The organism is Mesorhizobium sp. B2-3-5 (assembly GCF_006442395.1).
Lineage (GTDB): Bacteria > Pseudomonadota > Alphaproteobacteria > Rhizobiales > Rhizobiaceae > Mesorhizobium.
Genome location: NZ_VFVX01000015.1, coordinates 75,614 through 99,382, shown reverse-complemented (window position 1 = coordinate 99,382; position 23,769 = coordinate 75,614). Strand labels below are relative to the sequence as shown.

General features: G+C 64.1%; 24 protein-coding genes. 11 read left to right on the top strand and 13 right to left on the bottom strand.

Annotation, left to right across the window (positions count from 1 at the left end; all coding sequences use genetic code 11):
• Window positions 1–83: 83 nt before the first annotated feature.
• Window positions 84–716 (top strand): class I SAM-dependent methyltransferase, encoded by a 633-nt coding sequence (locus tag FJ958_RS18390; protein WP_140744613.1) that lies wholly within the window; start codon window positions 84–86, stop codon window positions 714–716.
• Here FJ958_RS18390 and FJ958_RS18385 read toward each other — a convergent pair.
• Both FJ958_RS18385 and FJ958_RS18380 read right to left on the bottom strand, forming a co-directional pair.
• Window positions 713–3,166, bottom strand: a complete 2,454-nt coding sequence (locus FJ958_RS18385) for an FAD-dependent oxidoreductase (RefSeq protein WP_140744612.1) — start codon at window positions 3,164–3,166, stop codon at window positions 713–715. The genes FJ958_RS18390 and FJ958_RS18385 overlap by 4 nt on opposite strands.
• Complete coding sequence (locus FJ958_RS18380) at window positions 3,163–4,050, bottom strand: phosphotransferase family protein (protein ID WP_140744611.1); 888 nt, start codon at window positions 4,048–4,050, stop codon at window positions 3,163–3,165. The genes FJ958_RS18385 and FJ958_RS18380 overlap by 4 nt, the downstream gene beginning before the upstream one ends.
• Window positions 4,051–4,432: 382 nt before the next feature.
• Between FJ958_RS18380 and FJ958_RS18375 the strand changes: the two genes are divergently transcribed.
• Complete coding sequence (locus FJ958_RS18375; RefSeq protein WP_140744610.1) at window positions 4,433–5,209, top strand: DeoR/GlpR family DNA-binding transcription regulator; 777 nt, start codon at window positions 4,433–4,435, stop codon at window positions 5,207–5,209.
• On the opposite strand, the gene FJ958_RS18370 is transcribed toward FJ958_RS18375, so the two are convergent.
• The 4 genes from FJ958_RS18370 to FJ958_RS18355 all read right to left on the bottom strand — a co-directional run bounded on the left by FJ958_RS18370 (window position 5,206) and on the right by FJ958_RS18355 (window position 8,658).
• Complete coding sequence (locus tag FJ958_RS18370) at window positions 5,206–6,105, bottom strand: NAD(P)/FAD-dependent oxidoreductase (RefSeq protein WP_140744609.1); 900 nt, start codon at window positions 6,103–6,105, stop codon at window positions 5,206–5,208. The genes FJ958_RS18375 and FJ958_RS18370 overlap by 4 nt on opposite strands.
• A complete protein-coding gene (locus FJ958_RS18365) occupies window positions 6,095–6,544 on the bottom strand; it encodes an Rrf2 family transcriptional regulator (RefSeq protein ID WP_140744608.1) in 450 nt (149 codons plus the stop codon). The genes FJ958_RS18370 and FJ958_RS18365 overlap by 11 nt, the downstream gene beginning before the upstream one ends.
• 67 nt (window positions 6,545–6,611) lie before the next feature.
• Window positions 6,612–7,973 carry a HAMP domain-containing sensor histidine kinase gene (locus FJ958_RS18360; protein ID WP_140744607.1) on the bottom strand — a complete coding sequence of 454 codons (1,362 nt, stop codon included), beginning with the start codon at window positions 7,971–7,973 and terminating at the stop codon, window positions 6,612–6,614.
• A 10-nt stretch (window positions 7,974–7,983) separates the two neighbouring features.
• Window positions 7,984–8,658 (bottom strand): response regulator transcription factor, encoded by a 675-nt coding sequence (locus FJ958_RS18355; RefSeq protein WP_140744606.1) that lies wholly within the window; start codon window positions 8,656–8,658, stop codon window positions 7,984–7,986.
• A 385-nt stretch (window positions 8,659–9,043) separates the two neighbouring features.
• Here FJ958_RS18355 and FJ958_RS18350 point away from each other — a divergent pair, with 385 nt between their 5' ends.
• The 9 genes from FJ958_RS18350 (at window position 9,044) to FJ958_RS18305 (ending at window position 17,707) form a co-directional block, all read left to right on the top strand.
• A complete protein-coding gene (locus FJ958_RS18350; protein WP_246679627.1) occupies window positions 9,044–9,544 on the top strand; it encodes a methyltransferase domain-containing protein in 501 nt (166 codons plus the stop codon).
• On the top strand, window positions 9,541–10,158 hold the full coding sequence (locus FJ958_RS18345; RefSeq protein WP_140744604.1) for a DedA family protein: 618 nt from the start codon (window positions 9,541–9,543) through the stop codon (window positions 10,156–10,158). The genes FJ958_RS18350 and FJ958_RS18345 overlap by 4 nt, the downstream gene beginning before the upstream one ends.
• 75 nt (window positions 10,159–10,233) lie before the next feature.
• On the top strand, window positions 10,234–11,145 hold the full coding sequence (locus tag FJ958_RS18340; RefSeq protein ID WP_140744603.1) for a LysR substrate-binding domain-containing protein: 912 nt from the start codon (window positions 10,234–10,236) through the stop codon (window positions 11,143–11,145).
• A gap of 217 nt (window positions 11,146–11,362) precedes the next feature.
• On the top strand, window positions 11,363–12,517 hold the full coding sequence (locus FJ958_RS18335) for an ABC transporter substrate-binding protein (protein ID WP_140744602.1): 1,155 nt from the start codon (window positions 11,363–11,365) through the stop codon (window positions 12,515–12,517).
• A 213-nt stretch (window positions 12,518–12,730) separates the two neighbouring features.
• Window positions 12,731–13,729 carry an ABC transporter ATP-binding protein gene (locus FJ958_RS18330; protein WP_140744601.1) on the top strand — a complete coding sequence of 333 codons (999 nt, stop codon included), beginning with the start codon at window positions 12,731–12,733 and terminating at the stop codon, window positions 13,727–13,729.
• Window positions 13,730–14,012: 283 nt separating this feature from the next.
• A complete protein-coding gene (locus tag FJ958_RS18320) occupies window positions 14,013–14,918 on the top strand; it encodes an ABC transporter permease (protein ID WP_210243453.1) in 906 nt (301 codons plus the stop codon).
• Complete coding sequence (locus FJ958_RS18315) at window positions 14,908–15,723, top strand: ABC transporter permease (protein WP_140744599.1); 816 nt, start codon at window positions 14,908–14,910, stop codon at window positions 15,721–15,723. Before FJ958_RS18320 ends, FJ958_RS18315 begins: the two co-directional genes overlap by 11 nt.
• Window positions 15,724–15,749: 26 nt before the next feature.
• Window positions 15,750–17,177: a gamma-aminobutyraldehyde dehydrogenase gene (locus tag FJ958_RS18310; protein WP_140744598.1), complete on the top strand. Its 1,428-nt coding sequence runs from the start codon at window positions 15,750–15,752 to the stop codon at window positions 17,175–17,177.
• Window positions 17,178–17,221: 44 nt separating this feature from the next.
• Entirely contained in the window at window positions 17,222–17,707 is a 486-nt protein-coding gene (locus FJ958_RS18305; protein ID WP_140744597.1) for an ester cyclase, read from the top strand.
• 82 nt (window positions 17,708–17,789) lie between these two features.
• On the opposite strand, the gene FJ958_RS18300 is transcribed toward FJ958_RS18305, so the two are convergent.
• The 7 genes from FJ958_RS18300 to fdhD form a co-directional block, all read right to left on the bottom strand.
• Entirely contained in the window at window positions 17,790–19,199 is a 1,410-nt protein-coding gene (locus FJ958_RS18300; RefSeq protein ID WP_140744596.1) for an FAD-binding oxidoreductase, read from the bottom strand.
• A 311-nt stretch (window positions 19,200–19,510) separates the two neighbouring features.
• Window positions 19,511–19,825, bottom strand: a complete 315-nt coding sequence (locus FJ958_RS18295) for a hypothetical protein (protein WP_140744595.1) — start codon at window positions 19,823–19,825, stop codon at window positions 19,511–19,513.
• Window positions 19,826–19,948: 123 nt separating this feature from the next.
• Window positions 19,949–20,311 carry a nuclear transport factor 2 family protein gene (locus tag FJ958_RS18290; RefSeq protein ID WP_140744594.1) on the bottom strand — a complete coding sequence of 121 codons (363 nt, stop codon included), beginning with the start codon at window positions 20,309–20,311 and terminating at the stop codon, window positions 19,949–19,951.
• Window positions 20,312–20,383: 72 nt separating this feature from the next.
• Window positions 20,384–20,863 (bottom strand): carboxymuconolactone decarboxylase family protein, encoded by a 480-nt coding sequence (locus tag FJ958_RS18285; protein WP_140744593.1) that lies wholly within the window; start codon window positions 20,861–20,863, stop codon window positions 20,384–20,386.
• Between the two features lie 108 nt (window positions 20,864–20,971).
• Window positions 20,972–22,525, bottom strand: a complete 1,554-nt coding sequence (locus FJ958_RS18280) for an alpha/beta fold hydrolase (RefSeq protein WP_140744592.1) — start codon at window positions 22,523–22,525, stop codon at window positions 20,972–20,974.
• Between the two features lie 111 nt (window positions 22,526–22,636).
• On the bottom strand, window positions 22,637–22,948 hold the full coding sequence (locus tag FJ958_RS18275; RefSeq protein ID WP_140744591.1) for a formate dehydrogenase subunit delta: 312 nt from the start codon (window positions 22,946–22,948) through the stop codon (window positions 22,637–22,639).
• Window positions 22,938–23,768 (bottom strand): formate dehydrogenase accessory sulfurtransferase FdhD, encoded by an 831-nt coding sequence (fdhD, locus tag FJ958_RS18270; RefSeq protein WP_140744590.1) that lies wholly within the window; start codon window positions 23,766–23,768, stop codon window positions 22,938–22,940. The genes FJ958_RS18275 and fdhD overlap by 11 nt, the downstream gene beginning before the upstream one ends.
• Between the last annotated feature and the right edge of the window lies 1 nt (window position 23,769).

The window sequence follows — 23,769 nt, the reverse complement described above, 5'->3', positions numbered from 1 at the left end:
CCCCACGCCGTTATTTCTTCGCGCCGACGGTTCCACAATTTTCGCCGTTTGGCTATCATCCCTCGCAGGACAAGGGATTGTACGTGGTGGACAGCAAGCATCATGGCGCGCTCGGCGCGGTCTACGCGGCCAAGCGCCCGGAAGAGGTGGCAGCGCTCTATGACAGCTGGTCGCAAACCTACGACGCCGACATGTCTGCCGCCGGCTATCGCCATCCGACCATCTGCCTTGCGTTGCTCGCCCGGCATCTGCCACGCGGTTCAGCCCCGCTGCTCGATGCCGGGGCGGGCACCGGGCTGATCGGCGAATGGCTTGACATAACAGGCTATCCCGAGGTCGAAGCGCTCGACATTTCGCAAGGCATGCTGGACCAGGCCGCGCGCAAGGGCGTCTATTCGGCCCTGCATTGCCTGGCGCTCGGCGCGAGGCTGCCTTTCGCCGATCATGCCTATGCCGGGGTAATCTCGGCCGGCGTGTTCACCTCGGGCCATGTCGGCGCCGAGGGGCTGGACGAACTGATCCGCATCTGCCGGCCCGGCGGGGTGATCGTGCTGACGGTCAAGAACACGCTGTGGGATCAGGGTTTTGCCGCGCGCATCGCTGAGCTCGAGGCGCAAGGCCTCGTCACCCGCGTTGAAGAAACGCGCCCCTACGTCTCGATGCCTGGCGAGGCGGATACCGTGCCGAGCCGTGGGCTCGCCCTGCGGGTGAGTTAAGCTTTTACTTTCTCGGCGGCCGGATCGTACATCGGCTCGAGATGGATTTTGGCCGGCGTCCGCTCCATCGCGACCGCCAGTTCATAGCCGCCCGAGGCGAGGAAGTCATCGCTGACGCCATCGGCGTTGCGCACATAGCCGTAGCCGATATTCCTGCCGATCGTGTAGCCATAGCCGCCGCTGGTGAGATAGCCGACCGGCTCGCCATTGCGCAGGATGGTCTCGCGGCCGAGCAGCACGATCTCCGGATCATCGACCGTGAAGCCGGCAAAGCGCTTCTTCAAGGGTGCGCCGCCAACCTTCTCGAGGGCGCGCCGTCCGACGAAATCGGTGTTCTTGCGCAGCTTGACCGCCCAGCCGAGGCCGGCTTCCTGCGGCGTGTCGTTGGGGGTGATGTCGGAGCCCCAGGCGCGGTAGCCCTTTTCCAGCCGCAGCGATTCCAGCGCCCGATAGCCGACCGGGCGGATGCCATGCTTCCGGCCCGCCGTCATCAGCGCGTCGAAGACTTCGCCTGTGGCCGCGATCGGCACGTGCAGTTCCCAGCCGAGTTCGCCGACATAGGTGACGCGCAGCGCCCGCACGGTGTGGCCCGCAATTGCGATCTCCCGCACATGGCCGAACGGGAAGCCGGCATTCGACACATCGGCCTCGGTGACCGACAAAAGCACATCGCGTGCGCGCGGCCCCATCAGCGACAGCGTGCCGAAATCCTCGGTGACGTCGGTCAGCCTGGCATCGAGGCCCTCGCCGATATGGTCGCTGATCCATGAGGCATCATGGGTGCGGAAACCGGTGCCCGTGACGATGTAGAATTTTTCCTCGGCCAGCCGCGCCACCGTCAGGTCGGCCTCGATGCCGCCGCGCGTGTTGAGGAGCTGGGTGTAGGTCAACCTCCCGACCGGCTTGCTGACATCGTTGGCGCAGATCCAGTCCAGCGCCTTGGCCGCATCGGTCCCGCTCAACTCGTATTTGGCGAAGGAGGACTGGTCGAAGATGCCGACTTGCTCGCGCACATGCCGGTGTTCGTCGCCGACCGCCGCGAACCAGTTCTGGCGGCCCATCGAATAGATGTCCTTGGCCTCGACGCCCTCCGGCGCGAACCAGTTCGGCCGTTCCCAGCCGAGCTTCGAGCCGAACACGGCGCGCCGCCCTTTCAGCCTGTCATACAGCGGCGAGACGATGCGCGGTCGGCCGCTGGCATATTCCTCATGCGGAAAGCCGATCGTGTAGTGCTTGCCATAGGCTTCCAGCGTGCGCTCGCACACCCACTGCCGGTCGCGGTGCAGGTCGGAAAACCGCCTGATGTCGACCACCCACAAATCGAGCGGTGCCTCGCCATCGACCACCCACTGCGCCAGCACCCAGCCGGCGCCGCCGCCCGAGGCGATGCCGAAGGCATTGAAGCCGGCGCCGACGAACATGTTGGCGCATTCGGGCGCCACGCCAAGGATGAAATTGCCGTCCGGCGTAAAGCTTTCCGGCCCGTTGATCATCTGCTTGACGCCGACGGTTTCCAGCGCCGGTACCCGCAAGATCGCCTGTGCCATGTGCTGCTCGAAATGATCGTAATCGTCGTCGAACAATCGGAATTCCCAATCATCAGAGACGTCGCCTCCGGCGAGACCAGTCGTCCATGCCTGCGGGTTCGGCTCATAGCCGCCCATCACCAGGCCGCCGACCTCTTCCTTGAAATAGGTGCGCCGGTCGGGGTCGCGCAGCGTCGGCGCGTCGGTCGCCAGTCCGTCGATCTTCTCGGTGACGATGTACTGGTGCTTGACCGGCTGCAACGGCACGTTGATGCCCGCCATGGCGCCGACCTGCCGTGCCCATTGCCCGGCGCAGTTCACCACCTTGTCGCAGGCGATGTCGCCCTGATTGGTCTTCACCGCCGTGATGCGGCCATCCTTCATCTCGAAGCCGGTGACCCGCACATCCTCGTAGAGTTTCGCGCCATGCATGCGCGCGCCCTTGGCCAGCGACTGCGTGATGTCGGAGGGGCTCGCCTGGCCGTCGGTCGACAGCCAGGAGGCGCCGACCAGGTCGCCGGTCTCCATCAGCGGCCACATCGCCTTGACTTCAGCCGGCGACAGCAACTGCATGTCCATACCGAAGCTCTTCGCCGTCGTTGCCAGCCTTTTGTATTCGGTCCAGCGGTCGGCATTGGTGGCGAGCCGCAGGCAGCCGGTCATCTTCCAGCCGGTGGCAAGGCCGGTTTCGGCCTCCAGCCCCTTGTAGAGGTCGACCGAATATTTGAGCACCCGGGTGATCGATGCCGACGAGCGCAACTGCCCGACCAGACCGGCGGCATGCCAGGTCGAGCCCGAGGTCAGCTTGCCCTGTTCGAGCAGCACCACGTCGGCCTTGTGGTCGCGCGCCAGATGATAGGCCGTCGAACAGCCGATGATGCCGCCGCCGATGACGACGATCGCGGCCTGGCTAGGCAAGGTCATGATTTTAGAATCCCGTATTTTGTCCGGTAGTTTTCCAGCGCCGCGTCGAGCCGCACCAGGTTTTCCTCGGTGTAGGCGACGTAGTCGATACCCGGTGCGTCGAGATAGAGTTCCGACACCATGCTCCACATCGCCTCGCGCAGCAGCGAGGCGCATTGCATGGCGGCGTGCGAGTGGCGGATCGCCTCGTCCGGTTCCTTCATGAAATAGGCGGTCAGGAAAGCGAAAGAGTCCTCGTCGCTCATGCCCGCGTTCGAGGCCACGCCGGCAAGGTCGAACATCGCCGTGTTGAAACCCGCATATTCGAAATCGATCAGCCACAGCCGGTTGCCATCGTCGAGAATATTAGCCGGCAAAAGATCGTTGTGGCCGAAGACGATCGGCAACAACTTCTGTGCCCGCTCCAGTTCGTCGGCCAGCGCCAGGAACCGCGGCAGGTCGCCACGCTTGCGGCTGCCGCCTTCTTCGAGCGTGCGCGCGTAGTCGCGGATGACGTGGAACACCCAGAACATGAAGCCGGCGCCGGAGATATGGTTTGGCATCTCCCGGTGGAAGCCGCGCATCAGGGCCGCGACCCGGCCAAGATTGGCACGCACGTCCTCGGCCAGATAGGTCTTGGCGCCGAGAAACGCCGTCACCATGATCCCCGGTTCGGCATAATGGACCGCCGGCGCGAAACCGGCAGCATGCGCCGCCCGCGCGGTCATCACCTCGCGCTCGCGGAAGACATGGTGGAATGGATAGTCCTGGCCGAAGCGCACGACATGTTTGCCGGCCGTGTCCGTGACGACAAAGTTGGCGTTGCTCAGGCCACCCGGCAGCGGAGCGATCTCGATGCTGCCAGTCCAGCAGGGCAGGGCGCGGATGCGATCTTCGGCGGTCACGAGCTTGCCTCGGGTTTAGCCAGTCTTCGACATAGCGGCGGTGAGAAAGAACGGAAAACCTCGTCGGTGCGGGATACCGGGAACTGTATCCCGCACCGCACCGACGAGCCCCTTGGCCGGTTTTTGATTCCGGCATCCGCCCCCGCGGATCTGAAAAATCTGGCGCCAGGCACGTTCCAGACGAGCTGGTCAGTCGGTTGCGGCTCTGCCATCACCCTCCCGTGGCAGTTCCGAGCCTGTCACGAAGTCAATCTCACGCCAGCGTCGCGACGCTGTCAATAAAAAGCTGTGACTTTTTTTGGGTGTTTTGCCCGAAACCATCAGCTATCTCCTTTAAAAGCATTAGGAATGCCCTAGAATCGGTCAATTTCGGGACGTTCAGATGATCCACTCGAAACGGCATGGCGAAATCCTGCGGCTGCTGCAGGAAGAGGGAACCATCACCATCACCAGCCTGGCCGACCGGCTGGGCGTTTCGCTCGAGACCGTGCGCCGCGACGTCAAGCCGCTCACCAGTGACGGCTCGGTGTTGAAGATGCATGGCGCCATCGGCCTGCCGTCGATGATCGGCGAAGCGCCCTTCGAACGCCGCATGCGCGAGAATGCCGATGCCAAGCGCGTCATTGCACGCATGGTTGCCGCCACCATCCGCGATGGCGAATCTATCATGCTCGACACCGGCACCACGACCTCGTTCCTGGCGCGCGAGCTGCTCGGCCACCGGCGCCTGACGGTGGTCACCAACTCGTCTGATATCGCCCGCACGCTGGCCACCATCAACGGCAACAAGGTCTACATGGCGGGTGGCGAGCTGCGCAACGATTCAGGGGCCGCTTTCGGAGCCTCGGCCATCGAGTTCGTCGGCCGCTTCTCGGTCAGCCATGCCATCATCTCCATCGGTGCCGTCGATGCGATGACAGGCGTCATGGACTACGATCTGGAAGAGGCCGAATTCGCCCGCATGGTGCTGTCGCGCGGCCAGCGTTCGCTCGTCATCACCGACCACAGCAAATTCGGCCGTCAGGGTCTTGTTCAGGTCTGCGGCTTCGACGGCTTTTCCGAGCTTGCCACCGACCTGGCGCCGCCGCGTGACATAGCCGCCGCCCTGGCGCAGGCCGGAGCGCGGCTTAGCATCGCCCGCGGCGAAGCGGGATTTTAGCCGAAGACCAGCGATTGGTGGGCGCAAACGCCCGCGAACGTCCCGCCCGACACGGCGAAGGCGATGTTGTGCATCGCGCGTGCCGCGTCTCCGGCGGCATAGACGCCGGGAACCGTCGTCTGCTGCCTGTCGTCGACGGATATCACCGGGCCGAGGAGGCCGTCCTTGAAGCCGCAGCCGAGCTGCTCGGCCAGCGGGCTCGCCATCGTATTGCGCGGCGCCGTGAACAGCGCCCTGACGCCCGCCTTCCGGCCGCCGTCGAGATGGACGATCAAGCCGCCGGTGCCGTCTTCCCGCAATTCGCTGACGATCGCGGGCTCGAACCTGACATTCTTGCTCTCCAGGGCGAGCATCTGCTCGGCGTCAGGTTCGATCTGGCCGTTGCCGAAAAGCGTGACGTCGCCCCAGTCGGCGATCAGCTGCGCCTGATGCATCGACATCGGGCCGGTCGCGAGCACGCCAAGCGGCCCGCCGGAAACCTCGTAGCCATGGCAATAGGGGCAATGCAGAACGGTTTTGCCCCATTGCACGGCGAGTCCGGGCACTTCCGGCAGGATGTCGCGTACGCCGGTGGCCAGCACCAGTCGCGCGGCGCCGAAGGTATCGCCGCCATCGGTGGTGATCTCGAAATCGCTGCTGCCGTTGGCGACAGCCCTGTCCGCTCGTGCGTTGACAAGCCTGGCCGTCGGATAGGCAAGCAATTGCCGCCTGGCATCGTCGAGGATGGCGCCGGGCGTGCGCCCGTCCTGGCCGAGGAAGCCGTGCGAATGCGCGGCAAAACGGTTACGCGGCTGGCCGGCGTCGATCACCACGACGTTGCGGCGGGCCCGCGCCGCCTGGATGGCGGCCGACAGGCCGGCAAAGCTGCCGCCAACGACGGCGAGATCATACTGCATGGGTGGAAACTCCAATGAGGTCGTAACGGCGGCGGAAATCGGCGGTCAGGTCGGCCAGCGTGATGCGGCTGAGCTTCTCCGCCAGCAGCTTTTCGGCCGCGATGCGAAAATCGTCGAGCACGGCGATCACCGCCTGTTCGACGAGACAGCCCGGGCTTTCCGGCTCGGTGCTGAACGGCAGCAGCGGCTCGCCGAGCGCGGCGCTGATCTCGGCCAGCGAGATGTTTTCGGGCGTCCGCCCGAGCAGCCAGCCGCCGCCATGTCCGCGTGACGAGGTGACGATGCCGGCGTCACGCAGCCCGGCGATGGTGCGGCGCACCACCACCGGGTTGGTGTGGATGAAGGTGGCAAGCTGCTCGGAGGTCAGTGCCTGCCCGTGCTTCTCGGCCATGTGGACGAGAATGTGCAAGGTGGAAGACAGCCGGCTGTTTCGCTTCATGTAACTTAATTAGTTACGAATCGTCGCGATGTCAAACACATCGCCGTCGTTGGTGCTTGCGGTGATGCTATGCGGACAAAGCGCGAAAACTCATCCTGAAGCAGGCGCCGCTCGGCTTGCCATCGAAGATCTCGACGCGTCCGCCATGCAACTGCATGATTTGCTGCACCAGGTTGAGGCCGAGCCCAGCGCCATGATCCTGCGGGCGCAGCCGGTAGAAGGGCTCGAAAATGCGCTCCCGCTCGGCTGGCGGCACGCCGTCGCCTTCGTCGCGCACTTCGATGGTGGCGGGTGTCGTGACGCTGACGGTGATCTTGCCCGCGCGGCCGCCATGTTCGATGGCATTCTGGACGATGTTGGTCACGGCGCGTTCGATCGCGATGCGGTCGCCGGTGGCGAAAACCGTGTCCCCTTCCGGCTCGAACGACATTTCGTAACCGGCCGAAAACGCCATCGGCGCGAGGTCGACGATGACGCCGCGCGCGATCGCCACCAGGTCGACCGTTTCGAACGGCGACGTCTGTCGGTCGAGGCGCTGCAGGTCGAGCAGCTGGTCGGTCAGCGTCGAAAGCCTGGCTGCGTCCTGCAGCAGCCGCGCCCGCTCTTGTGTCGGCGGCAGTGAGGCAAGGCGCGTGTTGAGGATGGCGAGCGGTGTCCTGAGCTCATGGGCGGCGTCGGTCAGGAAGCGCTTGTGGCGCTCATAGCCTTTGTCGAGGCGCGCAAGTGCGGCGTTGACCGCCTTCACCAGCGGTGTCACTTCCCGCGGCACGTCTTTCAGCGGCAGTTGCACGCCGCGCTGGTCGATGTCGATGCGCTCCGCCTCGGCCGCCGCATGGCCAAGGCCCGACAACGCGCCACGCACCACCCAGGGCGTCGCGAACAGCGTGGCCAGCGCCATCAGTCCGGCAAGCGGCAATATGCCTTGCAGGAAGAATTGCGGCGCTTGCCCGAGCACGCGCAGCAGTGAAAGGCCGCCCTTGGTGCCGGTGAAGATCTGGACATTGCCGGCCGCCGTGTCGGTCCAGCGGATCTTTCCCTCCGGCGGCGCGCTTTGCCCGAGTACGGGGTCGATGCGGGCGTCACTGATGTTGTCCAGCAGTCCGGCGAAAGGCTGGAAGACGGCCGGCACGGTGCCTTCCTGCAGCCGCTGCCCCTGTTTGTCGCGGATGATGAACCAGAGGTCGGGGACACCGGACCGCAGCTTCGTCAGATCCGAGGTCTCGCGCAGGATGAGCTTGCCGCCTGCGTCGCGCGCCACGGCATCCGCGAGCACGTCCATGGTGCCGTCCTCATAGTCGTGTGGGATGATGCCGGTGGCCAGCATGGCGCCGAGAATGCCGACGATGATCAGCGTCAGCATCGCGCATTGCAGCAAGGCGATGCGCAGCACCAGGCTCCATTTCAGCGAACGCGGGCGCTTGATAGTCATCGCCTGGCGCTCAGTTCGTTTCGCGCAGGAGATAACCGACGCCGCGAATGCCGTTGATCGTCACGCCGGCATCGGCATCGGCAAGCTTGCGGCGCAGGCGCGAGACATGGGTGTCGAGGGCATTGGACTGAATCTCGTCGTCGAGGCCGAACACCGCCTCCATCAATGCCTCGCGCTGGACCATGCGGCCGGTGCGCCGCATCAGCGCCTCCAGCACCAGGAGCTCGCGGCGGGGCAGGCTGAGCGGCTCGGCACGGATCGACGCCTCGCGATGCCCGACATCGAGCACCAGATGGCCGGCGCGGATGAATTGCGACTGCAGCGGCGCTGGGCGCCTCAGCAGCGCGCGCAGGCGGGCCAGCAATTCCTCGAAAGCGAACGGTTTTGCCAGATAGTCGTCAGCGCCCATGTCCAACCCATCGACCTTGTCCGCCGTATCGCCTCTTGCCGTCAGCATCAGCACGGGCGTGGTGTTCTTCGCCGAGCGCAATCTGGGCACCAGCGATAGCCCGTCGCCATCCGGTAACTGGCGGTCGAGCAGGATGGCGTCGTAGCTGTCGGCGGCAACGAAGCCCTCCGCCTCGATGAGCGAGCCGGCGTGATCGACCACCATGTCGTGACGCTTCAGCGCGGCACGCAGGGCAGAGGCCATTTCAGCCTCGTCCTCGACCAGCAAGATACGCATCCATACTCCTCCAGCAACGGCCACGGCTTCGGGGCTACCTCGCCAACATTGCGCAAACATGGCAAAGCTGAACGGCCCGAAGCCCGCAAGGTCTTTCTTTGCATCCGTGATATTGCGCAATGTCTATGCAATCCAGTCGCGGCAAACAGCCCCGGCCGGCAAGAACCGCCCATGCCGGCGTCGAGGCGTCGGGCCCGAATACGCAACAGGTCGGGCCCGACGCTAAAATGAAATCGAGCGGCCACACCACTGTCTGGCGTGCCGCTGTCCGGGATTGAGATTTGTCATGTCTGCAAGTGATGCTCTGTCTTTTCTCATGGCGTGGACCGTCGCGCCGTTCAAGATCGGCTCTGTCACCCCGTCCAGCTCCAGCCTGGCAACATTGATGACGCGCGACATCGGCCCCGAGACGGGCCCCGTGCTGGAGCTCGGCCCCGGAACCGGCCCATTTACACGGGCGCTGCTGGCACGCGGGGTGAGGGAGGAAGATTTGACGCTGATCGAATCCGATCCGGATTTCGCGGCACTCCTCAAGCGACGCTTTCCCGCCGCCCGGATTTTCGAAATGGATGCCGTCGGCCTGCGCCACATGTCGCTGTCCCACGGGCCCGCGCTTGGCGCTGCCGTCAGCGGCTTGCCATTCCGCCTGATTTCGCCGCGCAAGACGCTAGCCATTCTCGAAGGTGTTTTCGCGAACCTGCGTCCTGATGGGGCACTCTATCAGTTCACGCTGGGACGGCGCTGCCCGTTCGACCAGTCGTTGCTCGACCGGCTCGATCTCGAGGTTATGCGGATTGGCCATACCTTTCGCAACTTCCCGCCGGCGACTGTCTATCGCATCACCAGGATCAAGACGGCCGGGACCTACGACTGGCGCTTCGCATGACGGGCCCGTTGTCGGCCATTCTCGGCTTCGGCCTGTCCGGCGTCTTCTGCCTCGCCTTCACCGAGAAGATACTGCCGGTTCCGCCCTCGCATGTGCTGCTGCTGTTCCTCGGCATGACAGCGGCGGCTGATGGCGCGTCGCTGGCGATCCTGCTGGCGGTGACGACCTCCGCCTCCTTTGCCGGCTGCCTTGTGTGGTACACGGTGGGCCGCCGGATCGGATTTGACCGTGCCGGCAGGCTTATCGAACGTGCCGGCAGATATGTCTTCCTGCGTCCCGAAACGTACCACAAGCTTGGCCAGGCCTATCGCCGCAATCATATCAGGATGTCCTTGCTGGCGCAGTTCATCCCGACGGTGCGCAATTACCTGCCGATCGCGGCAGGCGCGCTTCGTTTGCCGGCGTTGACGTTCGCCCTGGCGACGTTGCTCGGCGCCGCCATCTGGAACGCGGGCTTCCTCCTGACCGGCTACCTCCTGCGCGGCAGCGGCCAGGATTCCCTCACGATAGGCTTCCGCATCATTGTCATCGTCGTGGTGCTGGAGACGGCGTTCATGCTGGCACTGCGCTACGGCCCCGCATGGCGGCGGCGCATCAGGCTGGTGCTCGGCTGAGCGCCGGCTCTCCAGCCACGGGATAAGCACTGCCACTGGCTTTTCTTCGTGGCCGCGGCGGTGTTTAGTCCGGCCATGGCCTTCACCATCCGCCAGTTGCAGTTCTTCGTCGCCGTCGCCGAGCAAGGCACGGTGTCGCGCGCGGCACAAAATCTCTCCATCTCGCAATCGTCGGTCACCGAAGCGATCAAGGAACTCGAAAGCGATCTCGGCGTCGAACTGTTCGACCGCCATCCGCGCGGCCTCAACATCACCCACAAGGGCCACCAGTTTCTGCGCCACGCGACGAAGATACTCGCCGACGTGTCCGACGCCCGCCGCTCTTTTTCCGGCGAGAAGGCTGCTTTCGGCGGCCGGCTGCAACTCGGCGTCACCTCACTGGTCGCCGGTTATGTGTTGTCGGACCTGCTTGCCCGCTACCGCCGCGCCTATCCCGGCGTCGAGGTCTCGGCCATCGAGGACAATGGCGACTATCTCGAACATCTGTTGATCGGCGGCAAGCTCGACATTGCCGTCATGGTCACGTCCAATCTGCGCGATCGCACAGCATTGCAGTCGGAAATCCTCGAAGTTTCGGCCTATCGCCTCTGGCTGCCGCTCGGCCATCCGCTCGCCGGTGCCGACATCATCGGCATCGGCGATATCGCCTCCGAGCCGCTGATCATGCTCACCGTCGACGAAATCGAGGAGAACACCGGCAAGCTGCTGACTGCGATCGGCGCCAAGCCGCATGTCGCCTTCCGCACCCGCTCCGTGGAAGCCGTGCGCAGCCTTGTCGCCACCGGCGCTGGCGTGGCGCTGCTGCCCGACCTTGTCTACCGGCCATGGTCGCTGGAAGGCGACCGTATCGAATCGCGCGATGTTTCCGGCGCTTTGCCAGTGGTCCAGGTTGGCATGGTCTGGCGGCGCGGCTCCGGTCTGCCGCAGGCGGCGCGCGACTTCATCGGGCTTGCCCAGTCGCAGCGGATGGTCCGGCAGCGCCCTTGATGACTTGTTTGACATATCGGAAAAACCGATACCGCATTTCTGATAAATGAATTTGCGAAACCGGAATTTTCCAAGCACCTTGCGCTCCAGGAACAAAGCCGCCACCAGAGCGGCATCAAGTCCATCGGACGAACTGACAGTTTTTCGGTCCGCGCATGACCTCTGGCGAAAACCGGAACCGGTTTTCGGGGGCAGGCGCCAAAATGGGAGATTGATGATGAATTCATTCCTGAAGTCATGCACTGCGCTGACGGTCGCGCTGACCTTCTCCGGTCAGGCCATTGCCCAGGTGAAGGAGCTCGGCAAGGGCGAAGGCCAGGTCAACATCGTTGCCTGGCCGGGCTATATCGAGCGCGGCGAAACCGACAAGGGTTATGACTGGGTCACGTCCTTCGAGAAGGAGACGGGCTGCACGGTCAAAGTCAAGACGGCCAACACCTCCGACGAGATGGTCTCGCTGATGAACGAAGGCGGTTTCGACCTCGTCACGGCTTCGGGCGATGCCTCGCTGCGCCTTGTCGCCGGCAAGCGCGTGCAGCCCATCAACACCGATCTCATCCCCAGCTGGAAGACGGTCGACGACCGCCTGAAGGATGCGCCATGGTTCACCGTGGGTGGCGTCCACTATGGCGTGCCCTATCAGTGGGGCCCGAATATCCTGATGTACAACACCGACGTGTTCAAGGAAGCGCCGAAGAGCTGGAACGTCGTGTTCGAGGAGATGAACCTGCCGGATGGCAAGTCCAACAAGGGCCGTGTCCAGGCCTATGACGGTCCGATCCACATTGCCGACGCCGCCAACTACCTGATGTTCCACAAGCCGGAGCTGGGTATCAAGGACCCCTACGAACTGAGCGAAGACCAGTACAAGGCAGCACTGGCGCTGCTGCGCGTTCAGCGCACGCTGGTCGGCCGCTACTGGCATGACGCGGCGATCCAGGTCGACGACTTCCAGAACGAAGGCGTTGTCGCTTCGGGTTCTTGGCCGTTCCAGGTCAACACGCTGGTCGCCGCCAAGAAGCCGATTGCCTCGACCGTTCCCGAGGAGGGCGTCACAGGCTGGGCCGACACCACCATGATGGAAGCCGACGCGGCCAATCCGAACTGTGCCTATAAGTGGCTTGAACACTCGCTGGCACCGAAAGTGCAGGGTGACGTTTCCGCCTGGTTCGGTTCGCTCCCAGTCGTGCCCGCCGCCTGCAAGGGCAACGAGCTGCTCGGCGAGGAAGGCTGCAAGACCAACGGCTACGAGAACTTCGACAAGATCAAGTTCTGGAAGACGCCGGTCTCGAAATGCGCCAGCCAGAATGACCAGTGCGTGCCCTACTACCGCTGGGTGTCGGATTATATCGGCGTCATCGGCGGCCGGTGATCTCCCTTACCCTCCCCCTTGTGGGGAGGGTCGACGCAAAGCGTCGGGGTGGGGGCAGCGCGGACGTTCGGCGCTAACCACCCCCACCCGCGGTTTCGCCGCGACCTCTCCCATCGAGGGGGAGGTGGGGTGGCGTGCGAGTTCGCGGCCCGCTGACGATCCGGAGCGTGCGGGCGACGTCAAAAATATCAACCGGCAACAGACTGACAGCCCATGACCTCAGCCGTCTCCTTCCAGAAAGTCTCGCGCCATTTCGGCAGCGTTCGCGCCGTAGATGCGGTCGATCTCGACATCGCGCCGGGCGAGTTCTTTGCCATGCTCGGGCCGTCCGGATCCGGCAAGACGACGTGCCTGCGCCTGATTGCCGGCTTCGAGCAGCCGACGGCCGGTTCGATCTCGATCTTCGGTGAACGTGCCGAGGGCGTGCCGCCTTACCGCCGCAACGTCAACACCGTGTTCCAGGACTACGCGCTGTTCCCGCATTTCGATGTGCTCGACAACGTCGCCTATGGGCTGATGGTCAAGGGCGTCGGCAAGGCCGAACGGCACAAGGCCGCCGAAGAAGCGTTGTCGCTGGTGCGGCTACCCGGCTATGGCGCCCGCCGGCCCGGCCAGCTTTCCGGCGGCCAGCGCCAGCGTGTCGCGCTGGCCCGCGCGCTGGTCAACCAGCCCAAGGTGCTGCTGCTCGACGAGCCGCTCGGCGCGCTCGACCTGAAGCTGCGCGAAAACATGCAGGAGGAACTGCAGTCGCTGCAGAAGGCGCTCGGCATCACCTTCGTCTTCGTCACCCACGACCAGGGCGAGGCGCTGTCGATGGCCGACCGTATCGCCGTCTTCAATGACGGCAGGATTATGCAGATCGGCACGCCGGAGGATATCTACCAACGGCCGAGCACCCGCTTCGTCGCCGACTTCGTCGGCTCGTCCAACGTGTTGCCGCCGGACTTCGTCCAGCGTTATTCCGGCCAGCGCCGCTGGGGCAGCCTGCGCCCCGAATCCATTCGCGTTTCAAACGCAACCGACGGGGACGGTGTTGCTGCCCGCCTGGTCGGCACGAATTTTCTCGGCGCCACCACAAGGCTGGCGCTCGACGCAGACGGGCTGAGGCTTCACGCCATGGTGCCGGCCGACATACCCCTGCCGGCGGAAGGCGAGGCTGTCATGCTCACCTTCAACCGCGAGAGCCTGCATCTGATGGATGAGCCGGCATGATGACGGTTTGCGAGAGGCGCCCCCCTCTGTCCTGCCGGACATCTCCCCCGCAAGGGGGGAGATCGGCTGTCGCCACGGGCTTCGCCAATTTTCGACGTTGCAGAACTGGCGGGGCAGACAAGCTGCTGATCTCCCCCCTTGCGGGGGAGATGTCCGGCAGGACAGAGGGGGGTGTGAAGGATCACGGCCTTGCCGCCATTGAACCAATCGCCACGGCTATGTCATGACAGTCGCGGCGCTCAACTCCAATCCAGCCCCCGCCATCCTGCCGGGCAGCGGCGGCATGCGCGGCGCGCTGTCGGACCTGTTATGGCGCAGGCCGCAATTCCTGCTCCTGCTGATGCTGATGCCGCCTGTGCTGTGGCTCGGCATCGTCTACATCGGCTCGCTGTTCGCCCTGCTGGCCCAGAGCTTCTTTTCCATCGACGAGTACTCCGGCCTCATCAACCGCCAGTTCACGCTGAAGACCTATGGCGACCTGTTCCAGGCCGCCAATCTCGACATCATCCTGCGTACGGTGACGATGGCGGCGCTGGTCACGTTGGCCTCGGCCATCGTCGCCTTCCCGATTGCCTACTATGCCGCGCGTTATGCGCGCGGCCGCTGGAAGGCGCTGTTCTATCTCGGCGTCATGCTGCCGCTGTGGTCGAGCTACCTGGTCAAGATCTATGCCTGGAAGCTGATCCTCGCCAAGGAAGGCATCCTGACCTGGCTGCTCGCCAAGCTCAATCTGTCGTGGCTGCTCGATGCATGGCTGTCGTTGCCGGTCGTCGGCGGCAACTCGTTGTCGGTGTCGTTCACCGGCACCTTCATCGTCTTCGTCTATGTCTGGCTGCCGTTCATGATCCTGCCGGTGCAGGCGGCACTCGAACGCGTGCCCGGCAACCTGGTGGAAGCCTCGTCCGATCTCGGTGCTTCGCCCGGCCAGACCTTCCGCAACGTGCTGTTCCCGTTGGCGCTGCCTGGCATCGTCGCCGGTTCGATCTTCACCTTCTCGCTGACACTGGGCGACTACATCATCCCGCAGATCATCGGCACCTCGCGCCTGTTCATCGGCCAGGCGGTCTATTCGCAGCAGGGCACCGCCGGCAACATTCCGCTCGCCGCCGCCTTCACCGTGGTACCCATCGTCATCATGGGGTTCTACCTCTGGGGCGCCAAACGCATGGGGGCCTTCGATGCGCTCTGACCGTCGCCAATCCGCCCCCCTCGGCCTGAGGATATCAGCCGCCTGCGGCCTGCTCTTCCTGCACCTGCCGATCCTGCTGATCTTCGTCTATGCCTTCACCACGGAGGAGAAGAGTTTCGTCTGGCCGCCGCCGGGGCTCACCATCCAATGGTTCGCCGTCACCTGGAACCGGCCCGACGTCTGGCAGGCGCTGTCGCTGTCGGTGCGCGTCGCCGCCATCTCGACCACGATTGCGCTGGTGCTGGGCACGCTTTGCGCCGCCGCGGTCTCGCGGACGAAATTCTTCGGCCGCGAGACAATCTCGCTGCTGGTCATCCTGCCGATCGCTCTGCCCGGCATCATCACCGGCATCGCGCTGCGCTCCGCGTTTGCGCTGGCCGACATCCCCTTCTCGTTCTGGACGATCGTCCTCGGCCACGCCACTTTCTGCGTGGTCGTCGTCTACAACAACGCGGTCGCCCGCTTCCGCCGCACCTCGGGCTCGATGATCGAGGCCTCGATGGATCTCGGCGCCGACGGCTTCCAGACCTTCCGGCACGTCGTGCTGCCCAACATCGCAACCGCGCTTCTTGCCGGCGGCATGCTGGCCTTCGCTTTGTCGTTCGATGAGGTCATCGTCACCACCTTCACCGCCGGCCAGCAGCAGACCGTGCCGATCTGGATGCTGGAGGAACTGATCCGCCCGCGCCAGCGCCCGGTCACCAATGTCGTGGCCATGGTCGTCGTGCTGGTGACGCTGCTCCCCATCCTGCTTGCCTACTACCTGACCCGCGACGGCGACCAGATCGCCGGTTCGGGCAGATAACGCCAGTTCATAAGGGAGAGACGTCCATGGACACCCAGATGCTGATCGGCTCGAAATTCGAGAAGGGCACCGAAACCGAGGAGCCGATCCTCAATCCGAAGACCGGGGCCAACATTCTCAACCTGCCCGAAGCCAGCCCAGCGCAGATCGAGGCGGCCGTCAGTGCCGCCGAACAGGCGTTCGTCCTGTGGTCGCGCACCACGCCGGCGCAGCGCTCGGGTTACCTGCTCAAGATCGCCGACCGTATCGAGGCCGAGGCGAAGGACTTCGCGGCGCTCGAGGCCCTGAACTGCGGCAAGCCGATCAATGCCGTGCTCAATGACGAGATTCCGGCGATCGTCGACTGCTACCGCTTCTTTGCCGGCGCGGTCCGCTCAATGCCCGGCCAGGTGGCGGGCGAATATCTGCCCGGCCACACTTCGATGGTGCGGCGCGACCCGATCGGCATCGTAGCCTCCATCGCGCCGTGGAACTACCCGCTGATGATGATGGCCTGGAAGCTGGCGCCGGCGATCGGCGGCGGCAACACGGTCGTCTTCAAGCCGTCGGAGCAAACGCCGCTGACGGCGCTGAAGCTGGCGAGGATCCTTGCCGAGATCCTGCCGGAAGGCGTCGTCAATGTCGTGCTTGGCCGTGGCGACAGCGTCGGCAACACGCTGATCAACCATCCCAAAATCAACATGATCTCGATCACCGGCGATGTCGCCACCGGCAAGAAGGTGCTGCAGGCCGCCGCCAAGTCGGTCAAGCGCACGCATCTCGAGCTTGGCGGCAAGGCGCCCGTCATCGTCTTCGACGACGCCGACCTCGGTGCCGTGGTCAACGGCCTGCGCGCCTTCGGCTACTACAATGCCGGCCAGGACTGCACCGCCGCCTGCCGCATCTATGCCGGCAAGAAGGTCTACGACAAGCTTGTCGCCGACCTTTCCTCGGCCGTTTCGACCATCAAGTACGATCGCCCTGACGATACCGAGAACGAGATCGGCCCGCTGATCTCGCGCCGCCAGCGCGACCGCGTGTCGAGCTTCGTCGAGCGCGCGTCCGAATTGAAGCACATCGAGATCACCACCGGCGGCAAGCCGGGCGAGGGCACCGGCTTCTACTACCAGCCGACAGTCGTTGCCGGCGCGCTGCAGGAGGACGAGATCGTGCGCCGTGAAGTGTTCGGCCCGGTCGTCTCGGTCACCCGCTTCTCGGAAGTCGACGAGGCGGTGAAATGGGCCAATGACAGCGACTATGGCCTGGCGTCATCGGTGTGGACCAAGGACGTCTCGCGCGCCATGGCGACGGCTGCCCGCCTGCAATATGGCTGCACCTGGATCAACACCCATTTCATGCTGACCAACGAGATGCCGCATGGCGGACTGAAGCAGTCCGGCTATGGCAAGGACATGTCGCTCTACGCGCTGGAGGACTATACCGCCGTGCGCCATGTCATGGTGGCGCACACGTAACATTTTCGAAAAAACGCAGGCATTCAACCAGGGAGGAACGAACCATGCATCGCCGCCAGTTTCTGACATCCGCAGCCGTCGCCGCCACACTATTGGCCGCATCGCCAACCTTCGCCGCCGATACCGCGCAAGCGGTGGTCGAAGCCTATGTCGCCGCCTGGAATGCGCATGACTCGGCCAAGGCCGCCGGTTATTTCGCTGACGAGGTCACCTATTACGATGCTTCCGTAGGCAAGCCGGTCACCGGCAAGGAAGCCGCCAAGACTGGCGTCATCGACAACTTCCTCAAGGCCGTCCCAGACGCGGTGTGGACGATGAAGGGCAAGCCCGTCATCGACGGTGACCGCGTTGCGTTCGAATGGGAATTTTCCGGCACCAACACCGGGCCCTGGGGCGATGGCACGGCCGCGACCGGCAAGAAGTTCTCCTTCACCGGCGCCTCGATGTTTTCCGTCAAGAACGGCAAGATCGCGACCCAGAGCGACTATTACGACGCGCTCGGCTTCTACAAGCAGCTTGGCCTGATGTAGTCACGGCTTCCATTCTCCCCGTAAACGCCGTTCACGGGGAGAATGTGACCCAAAGGACAGACGAGCACCAGCGGCCCGGCAGCTATGCGGCCGTCCTACCCGGCTCCGCCGATGTCGCGGGCTTGATGTTCTGGTTGACCCGGAAGACGTTGGATGGGTCATAGGTCCGCTTCACCTGGCTCAGCCGCTCGTAATTCGCGCCATAGCTCGCCCGCAAGCGTGCCTCCCCTTCGTCATCCATCATGAAATTCACGTAGCCGCCTTCGCCATTGTGGGGATGGATGCTCGCCCAGTAGTTCTTGGCCCACTTGGTCAGGTCGGCGGCCTTGCCTGGATCGGGATCGATGGCCGCGATGACCATTGACCAGCTTGCGTCGCGTGCATTCCAGGCGGTCTCGTCCTTGCCGACACGGCGCACGGCGCCGTCTATCGGGTAGAGATGCATAAGCGACAATTCGCTGGGCGCCTGGGCGGCCTGCGCGATATGGGTCGCGATGGCTTCGTCGGGAAGCGATTTGACGAAATCGCCCTTCCAGTACCATTGCAGGCCCTTCGGAAGGAGCGGGTCGAACACCGACTGCAGCGCCGGGAACGGCATTACGCCCATCCAGTTGAAGATCGGCGGGGGCAAGGTGTCCAGCAGCGGCGCCATGGCCTTGCGCCCCTCCTCCTCCGTACCGTTGTAGCACGAGATGATGGCGCAGACGCGCTTGCCCCAATACTCGCGCGGGAAGGGATCTGTCGATGGGACAGACTTCAACCCGACAAAGGCGCCGAGCTCTTCTGGTGCCTCGGGCAGATAATCGCGATAGGTACGCATGACCGCCGGCGCGTCCTTGGCCTCCCAGAACACCGGGCCGCCGAAGATCATCTTCACGGGATGGGCCTGGAACAGGAAGCTGGTGACAACGCCGAAATTGCCGCCGCCGCCCCGCAGCGCCCAGAACAGGTCGGGATTCTCGCTTTTGCTCGCCCTTACCATGCTGCCATCGGCCAGCACCAGATCGGCCTCGATCAGATTGTCGATCGTGAGGCCATACTTGCGCGTGAGATAGCCCGTTCCACCGCCGAGCGTAAGGCCGGCGACGCCCGTGGTCGAGACGATGCCGAACGGAACGGCGAGCCCGAAAGGATGGGTGGCGTGGTCCACGTCGCCCGAAGTGCAACCGGGTGCGACCCTCACAGTCCGGGTTTTCGGATCGACATGAACGCCCTTCATCATCGACAGGTCGATGACGAGGCCATTGTCGCAGATCCCCAATCCGGCACCGTTGTGTCCTCCGCTGCGCACGGCGATCAGCAGGTCGTTGTCGCGCGCATACGTCACGGCGGTGATCACGTCGGCGACATCGGCACAGCGCGCAATCAGCAGCGGGCGCTTGTCGATCATGCCGTTATAGACCCTGCGCGCCTCGTCATATCCGCCATCCTCGCGCAGGATCAGCTCTCCGCGCAGGCCTTCACGCAGTTTTGCATGGGTTCCGTCGGTCATCGGTTTTCTCCCTGGTCGCGCCCGCGCCATGCGGCTTCGCCGCGAGGACTAATCTTGTTAGTTGTTTGTGCCGCCCATCCGGCGGGTGCGTAGGGATGGCGCAGGAACGGCACATTGCACCGATCTGATTCTCCGCTGCTTCGCCCGAAAGGGCCAATGGTATGATGGCCCATGAGAGCCATAGGCTGGCTCCCGCAAGCTGCGGGATGCCCGAGCCTCGCGCGTGGGTTGCTTGCACCACGAAGGCGGCCGCCCGTCGCTGCTACCCTTTTCCATGGTGCTCGCCGACCTCTTCCGGCGCTCGACCGCTTCTATTCGACGATGCGGAAAATCTGCCAGAGACTGGTGCCCGACACGACATAGGGCTCCATCTCCTTGCCCCATTTGGCGTGCGCGTCGATCTTGGCGATCTTGGCGAATAACGCCTCCAACTGGGCCAGGCTCTCGACCTGGTGATGGGATTCGACCGTCGCCTCCCGGGCGCCGATCGAGCCGGTCATGATCCGAAACTCGAGGTCGGCGAGACCGACTTGCGAGCCGATCTCGCGCTCCCATTTCTTCATCAATTCGAGCACGGTCTGCTTGTGTCCGAACTTGGCATCGATCTGCCATCTGGCGCTGAACATTTTTCTTCTCCTCCGGTTACGGCCGAGCATGATCCCGAAAAGTGGCATCCGATTTTGAGGGCGTGCTCCGGCACTGAGACAACTCCATCCCGTTCGATCGGGGTGGACAGGCTCCGCGGTTGACTACTCGTCCCAGGCTTGCACGACAGTCTGCCGCGCGATGCGCCCGTTCTTCAGCTCGAGCATCGACGCGCAGAACACTTTCGTGCCGTCAGGATAGGCACAGGCCTGGGTGAAGGCGAGGCTGTCGCCCTCCGCGACGGTGGCATCGACCTTGTGGGTCATCGCCCGGCTGCAGATGTCGTCCCAGAAGATGCTGATCGCCGCACGGCCGCGGATCTCGCGCGGCTTGCTCGGCGGATTGTTGCGGTCGATCACCCGCACCGTCGCATCGTCGGCATAGAAGCCCGACAGCATCTTGCCGTCACGGCCTTCGATCGCCTTTTTGATCGCTGTGCCGTCCACTGCGTGGGTCTTGGTCAACATTTTATCCTCCATGGCCCGTCATTGGGTGGTTGATATGGAAGTTGCCCGACGTCCATGGACGGGCAGTGTCGTTCATTGCGACTTTGCCTTGACCGCCGCGAACACGTCGTCGGTCTGCTTCTTGAAGGTCGCCAGATCGACCTGGCTGCCGTTGAGTATCGTCGACCAATGGCGCACGATTGCCGCCATCGCGATCGTCTCCTTGATCTCCTCGTCGCTGGCGCCGTTAAGCTTGGCCGCCTCGGTGTGGAAATAGATGCAGTACTGGCATGGGATCTGCGAGGCGACCGCGAGGCCCATCAATTCCTTGGTCTTACCGTCGAGTGCGGTTTTGGGGTTGAGCTGCACGCCCTTGATCTCGGCCCAGGCGCCTGCAATGGCGACGTCAGGCAGTGTTTTGAACATGTCCGGCACCGAGCCGAGCGTCGCCTGGATGTCCTTGTAGGCGGCTGTCGCCGATGCGTCCTCGGCTTTTGCGGGAGAGATCGTGGACAGTGCGCCAATGCCTGCCGCGATCACAAGTGATCTGACATTCAGTTTCGACTTGAGCATTTCATCCTCCGTTCGCAGTGCTTTCCTGGCTACATCCGCCTGGCCTGCATGGGGGAATTGATAGCGCCTGCATCGGTATGGCCGCTTCGCCCGAAAGCGCCATGGCTCTCATGGCCCATCCAGGCCAGTGTGCCTGACGGAAAATGCCGCCGCCGCCGCCCGCGATGGCAGGTCGAGCTTGAGCAGTATGTTGGCGACATGGCGCTTGACCGTATGTTCGCTCAGCCTGAGTTCGGCGGCGATCGCTGCATTGCTCTTGCCGTCGGCGATCAGATTCACGACCTCGCTCTCGCGCGCCGTCAGGCAAGCGGGCTCGGTCGCCTTGGCCTTGGGGCGGCAGGCCGGTTCCAGATGCTGTTCGGACATCGCCCGGACAAGTGCCATGGGCTCGTCCAACTCGTCGATGCTGATGCGGCCGGCGTCGGCGAAATGAAGCCCGGAGCCGGCCGCCAGGTCAGCGACCAGCCGCGACGCCAGTATGTCGCCGCGCCCGGCATGGGTGGCGAGGTGCATTGTCACGCGGCCTGTCAATCCGGCCGGTGGCCCGCGCGCCTCGATCTCGCCGACATGCGCGCCCTGGGCACTCGCCACGCCGATTTGCTGTGCAGCTTCGCGCAACGCCGCCGCGCAACGCAAGGCACGCCCTGGCCCGTCGAAACGAGAAATCATCATTTCGCCATGCATATCCACGCAGCGCCCGCCATGGCGCCCGACAAGCGTTCGCCATGTTTCCTGGAAGCGCTGGCTGCGTTCGCTCCACATCCGGTCGCCAAGCCTTGCCGTGTCGTAGATGCGCGTCACCAGCAGCGCTGCCAGGACGCGTTCGGCTTCCGTCACGGCGCATTCGCCGGTGAGGAATTCCTCGATCAGGTCGGCCACCCGGTCAACGTCGCCGGTCCAGATTGGATGGTCGCGTCCCGGGATCTCGGCCAGCCGCGCATTCGGGATATTCCTGGCCAGGAATCGGCTGGCGTCGGGATCGACCCGGACATCGTTGTGGCGGTGGATCAGCAGCGTTGGCGCGCTGATCGCCGCCAACACGCCGCGCACATCGATTTCCGCGTTCATCCGTGCCAGTGCCGCCGCCGCGGTCGGGCTCGCCGACTGGCGCTCGAAGCGTGCCCACCAGGTCGAGAAATGCGGGTCATCCACCCGGCCGGGTGCGAAATTGGGCAAGGTGGCGCCGGTGCCCCAGCCCGTTTCGGCCGTTTCGATGAAGGCCTCGAGCCGTTCGGGCGGCATCACCCATTTGTGGAAATGCGCATAGCCGCCATAGAGCGCCAGTGCTCGCGTCCGCTCCGGATAGGTGGCGGCAAACAGCATTGCCATCGGCGCGCCCTCGGAGGCCCCGAGCAATGCGGCCCGGCCGCTGCCGGTCGCGTCCATCACCGCGCGCACATCGTCCATGCGGGTTTCGAGGCTGGGCAGGTGATGGATATCGACACGGTCGGAAAGACCCGTGCCACGCTTGTCGAACAGGATCAGCCGCGAGAATGCCGAAAGCCGTTTCAGGAGCCTGGTATAGCCCTCGTCTTCCCAATGCAGGTCGAGATTGGAAATGAAACCAGGGATGAAAACGAGATCAAGCGACCCCTGGCCGACCACCTGATAAGCGATCCGCACCTCGCCACTGACTGCATATCGAGTCTCGATCGGCCTCACGAGTTGTTCCGCCTGGCCTGACGATTTCTGATCGCCGACCATAGCAGAGCCGCGTCGATGGCGGCAGCTTAAACTTTAGCGGAAAGAAATATAAGGCCGTCAGGCCCCCGGCTATTTCTGCGATGCGGCAGCGTCGCCCGGAGGAACCTTGAGCCCGAGTTTCAAATCCGCCTCGGCCGGCGTGATTGGGCGCTTGATCCTGGCGGAGGCTACCACGACGAGTTCGTCGAAGCCTTCGGCGCCGCTGTCCAGCATCTCGAAGAACTGCCGCCGCATCCTCGGCTCCCAGAACTTGTTGATGTGCTCGGCAACGCCGGTAATGCCTTCCTCGCGCGGCCTGGAATGGAAAAAGGCAGCGATCTGGTTGGCCATGCGTATCAGCTTTTCGCTGGTGCTCATGATGTGATCTTCGTCATGCGACATGCTGGGTAACTCCGAAAACCACGCGGTCGGGCTGGGTGAAAACATCGAAATCGTCGCCGCGCACCAACGCCACCAACGTCATGCCGGCCTGTTGTGCGGTGCGGATGGCCAGCGCGGTCGGGGCCGAGACGGCGACGATGAAGGCAGAGCCGATCGCCGCCGTCTTCTGCACCATCTCGACCGAGACGCGTGACGTGACGATCACGGCACCCGAAGCGCCATCGACGCCGGCTTTCGCCAGCGCGCCGGCCAGCTTGTCCAGCGCATTGTGGCGGCCGACGTCCTCGCGCGCCATGACGACACCCTTGCCCGGTATGTAGAAGCCGGCGGCATGCACCGCGCCTGTTTCGCTGTGCAGCGGCTGCATCTTGGACAGCAGTTTGACCGAGCGGGTAATATCATTCGCCTCAAGCGTAAGCCTTGACGCACCGACGGCGTCGACCGAACGCATCGCTTCCTCAATGGATTCGATTCCGCAGAGCCCGCAGCCGACCGGCCCGGCAAGCCGCCGCCGCCGCGCTTCGAAGCGTGTATTGGCTTGATCCTTCAAGCGGATCTGGATGTCGATGCCGGCGCCGAGATCCTCGACCTCGATCGCCTCGATCTCGTCCGGAGCGGCGATGATGCCTTCAGTGAGCGAGAAGCCGAGCGCGAAATCCTCGAAGTCGGCCGGGCTTGCCATCATCACCGCATGGGTGGTGCCGGCGAAGGAGAATGCCACCGGCGTCTCCTCCGGCACCATGCGGTTGGCGGCAGCGGTGCCGCTGGCGCGGTGCGCCAGCCGCGAGATCTGTGTCGTGGCTTTGCGGCGCGCGCTCAAG

Coding starts and splice junctions, on each gene's coding strand:
- FJ958_RS18385 (WP_140744612.1), bottom strand. CDS start 3,166: ATGACCTTGCCTAGCCAGGCCGCGATCGTCGTCATCGGCGGCGGCATC.
- FJ958_RS18375 (WP_140744610.1), top strand. CDS start 4,433: ATGATCCACTCGAAACGGCATGGCGAAATCCTGCGGCTGCTGCAGGAA.
- FJ958_RS18370 (WP_140744609.1), bottom strand. CDS start 6,105: ATGCAGTATGATCTCGCCGTCGTTGGCGGCAGCTTTGCCGGCCTGTCG.
- FJ958_RS18365 (WP_140744608.1), bottom strand. CDS start 6,544: ATGAAGCGAAACAGCCGGCTGTCTTCCACCTTGCACATTCTCGTCCAC.
- FJ958_RS18360 (WP_140744607.1), bottom strand. CDS start 7,973: ATGACTATCAAGCGCCCGCGTTCGCTGAAATGGAGCCTGGTGCTGCGC.
- FJ958_RS18355 (WP_140744606.1), bottom strand. CDS start 8,658: ATGCGTATCTTGCTGGTCGAGGACGAGGCTGAAATGGCCTCTGCCCTG.
- FJ958_RS18350 (WP_246679627.1), top strand. CDS start 9,044: ATGACGCGCGACATCGGCCCCGAGACGGGCCCCGTGCTGGAGCTCGGC.
- FJ958_RS18345 (WP_140744604.1), top strand. CDS start 9,541: ATGACGGGCCCGTTGTCGGCCATTCTCGGCTTCGGCCTGTCCGGCGTC.
- FJ958_RS18340 (WP_140744603.1), top strand. CDS start 10,234: ATGGCCTTCACCATCCGCCAGTTGCAGTTCTTCGTCGCCGTCGCCGAG.
- FJ958_RS18335 (WP_140744602.1), top strand. CDS start 11,363: ATGAATTCATTCCTGAAGTCATGCACTGCGCTGACGGTCGCGCTGACC.
- FJ958_RS18330 (WP_140744601.1), top strand. CDS start 12,731: ATGACCTCAGCCGTCTCCTTCCAGAAAGTCTCGCGCCATTTCGGCAGC.
- FJ958_RS18320 (WP_210243453.1), top strand. CDS start 14,013: ATGCGCGGCGCGCTGTCGGACCTGTTATGGCGCAGGCCGCAATTCCTG.
- FJ958_RS18315 (WP_140744599.1), top strand. CDS start 14,908: ATGCGCTCTGACCGTCGCCAATCCGCCCCCCTCGGCCTGAGGATATCA.
- FJ958_RS18310 (WP_140744598.1), top strand. CDS start 15,750: ATGGACACCCAGATGCTGATCGGCTCGAAATTCGAGAAGGGCACCGAA.
- FJ958_RS18305 (WP_140744597.1), top strand. CDS start 17,222: ATGCATCGCCGCCAGTTTCTGACATCCGCAGCCGTCGCCGCCACACTA.
- FJ958_RS18300 (WP_140744596.1), bottom strand. CDS start 19,199: ATGACCGACGGAACCCATGCAAAACTGCGTGAAGGCCTGCGCGGAGAG.
- FJ958_RS18295 (WP_140744595.1), bottom strand. CDS start 19,825: ATGTTCAGCGCCAGATGGCAGATCGATGCCAAGTTCGGACACAAGCAG.
- FJ958_RS18290 (WP_140744594.1), bottom strand. CDS start 20,311: ATGTTGACCAAGACCCACGCAGTGGACGGCACAGCGATCAAAAAGGCG.
- FJ958_RS18285 (WP_140744593.1), bottom strand. CDS start 20,863: ATGCTCAAGTCGAAACTGAATGTCAGATCACTTGTGATCGCGGCAGGC.
- FJ958_RS18275 (WP_140744591.1), bottom strand. CDS start 22,948: ATGTCGCATGACGAAGATCACATCATGAGCACCAGCGAAAAGCTGATA.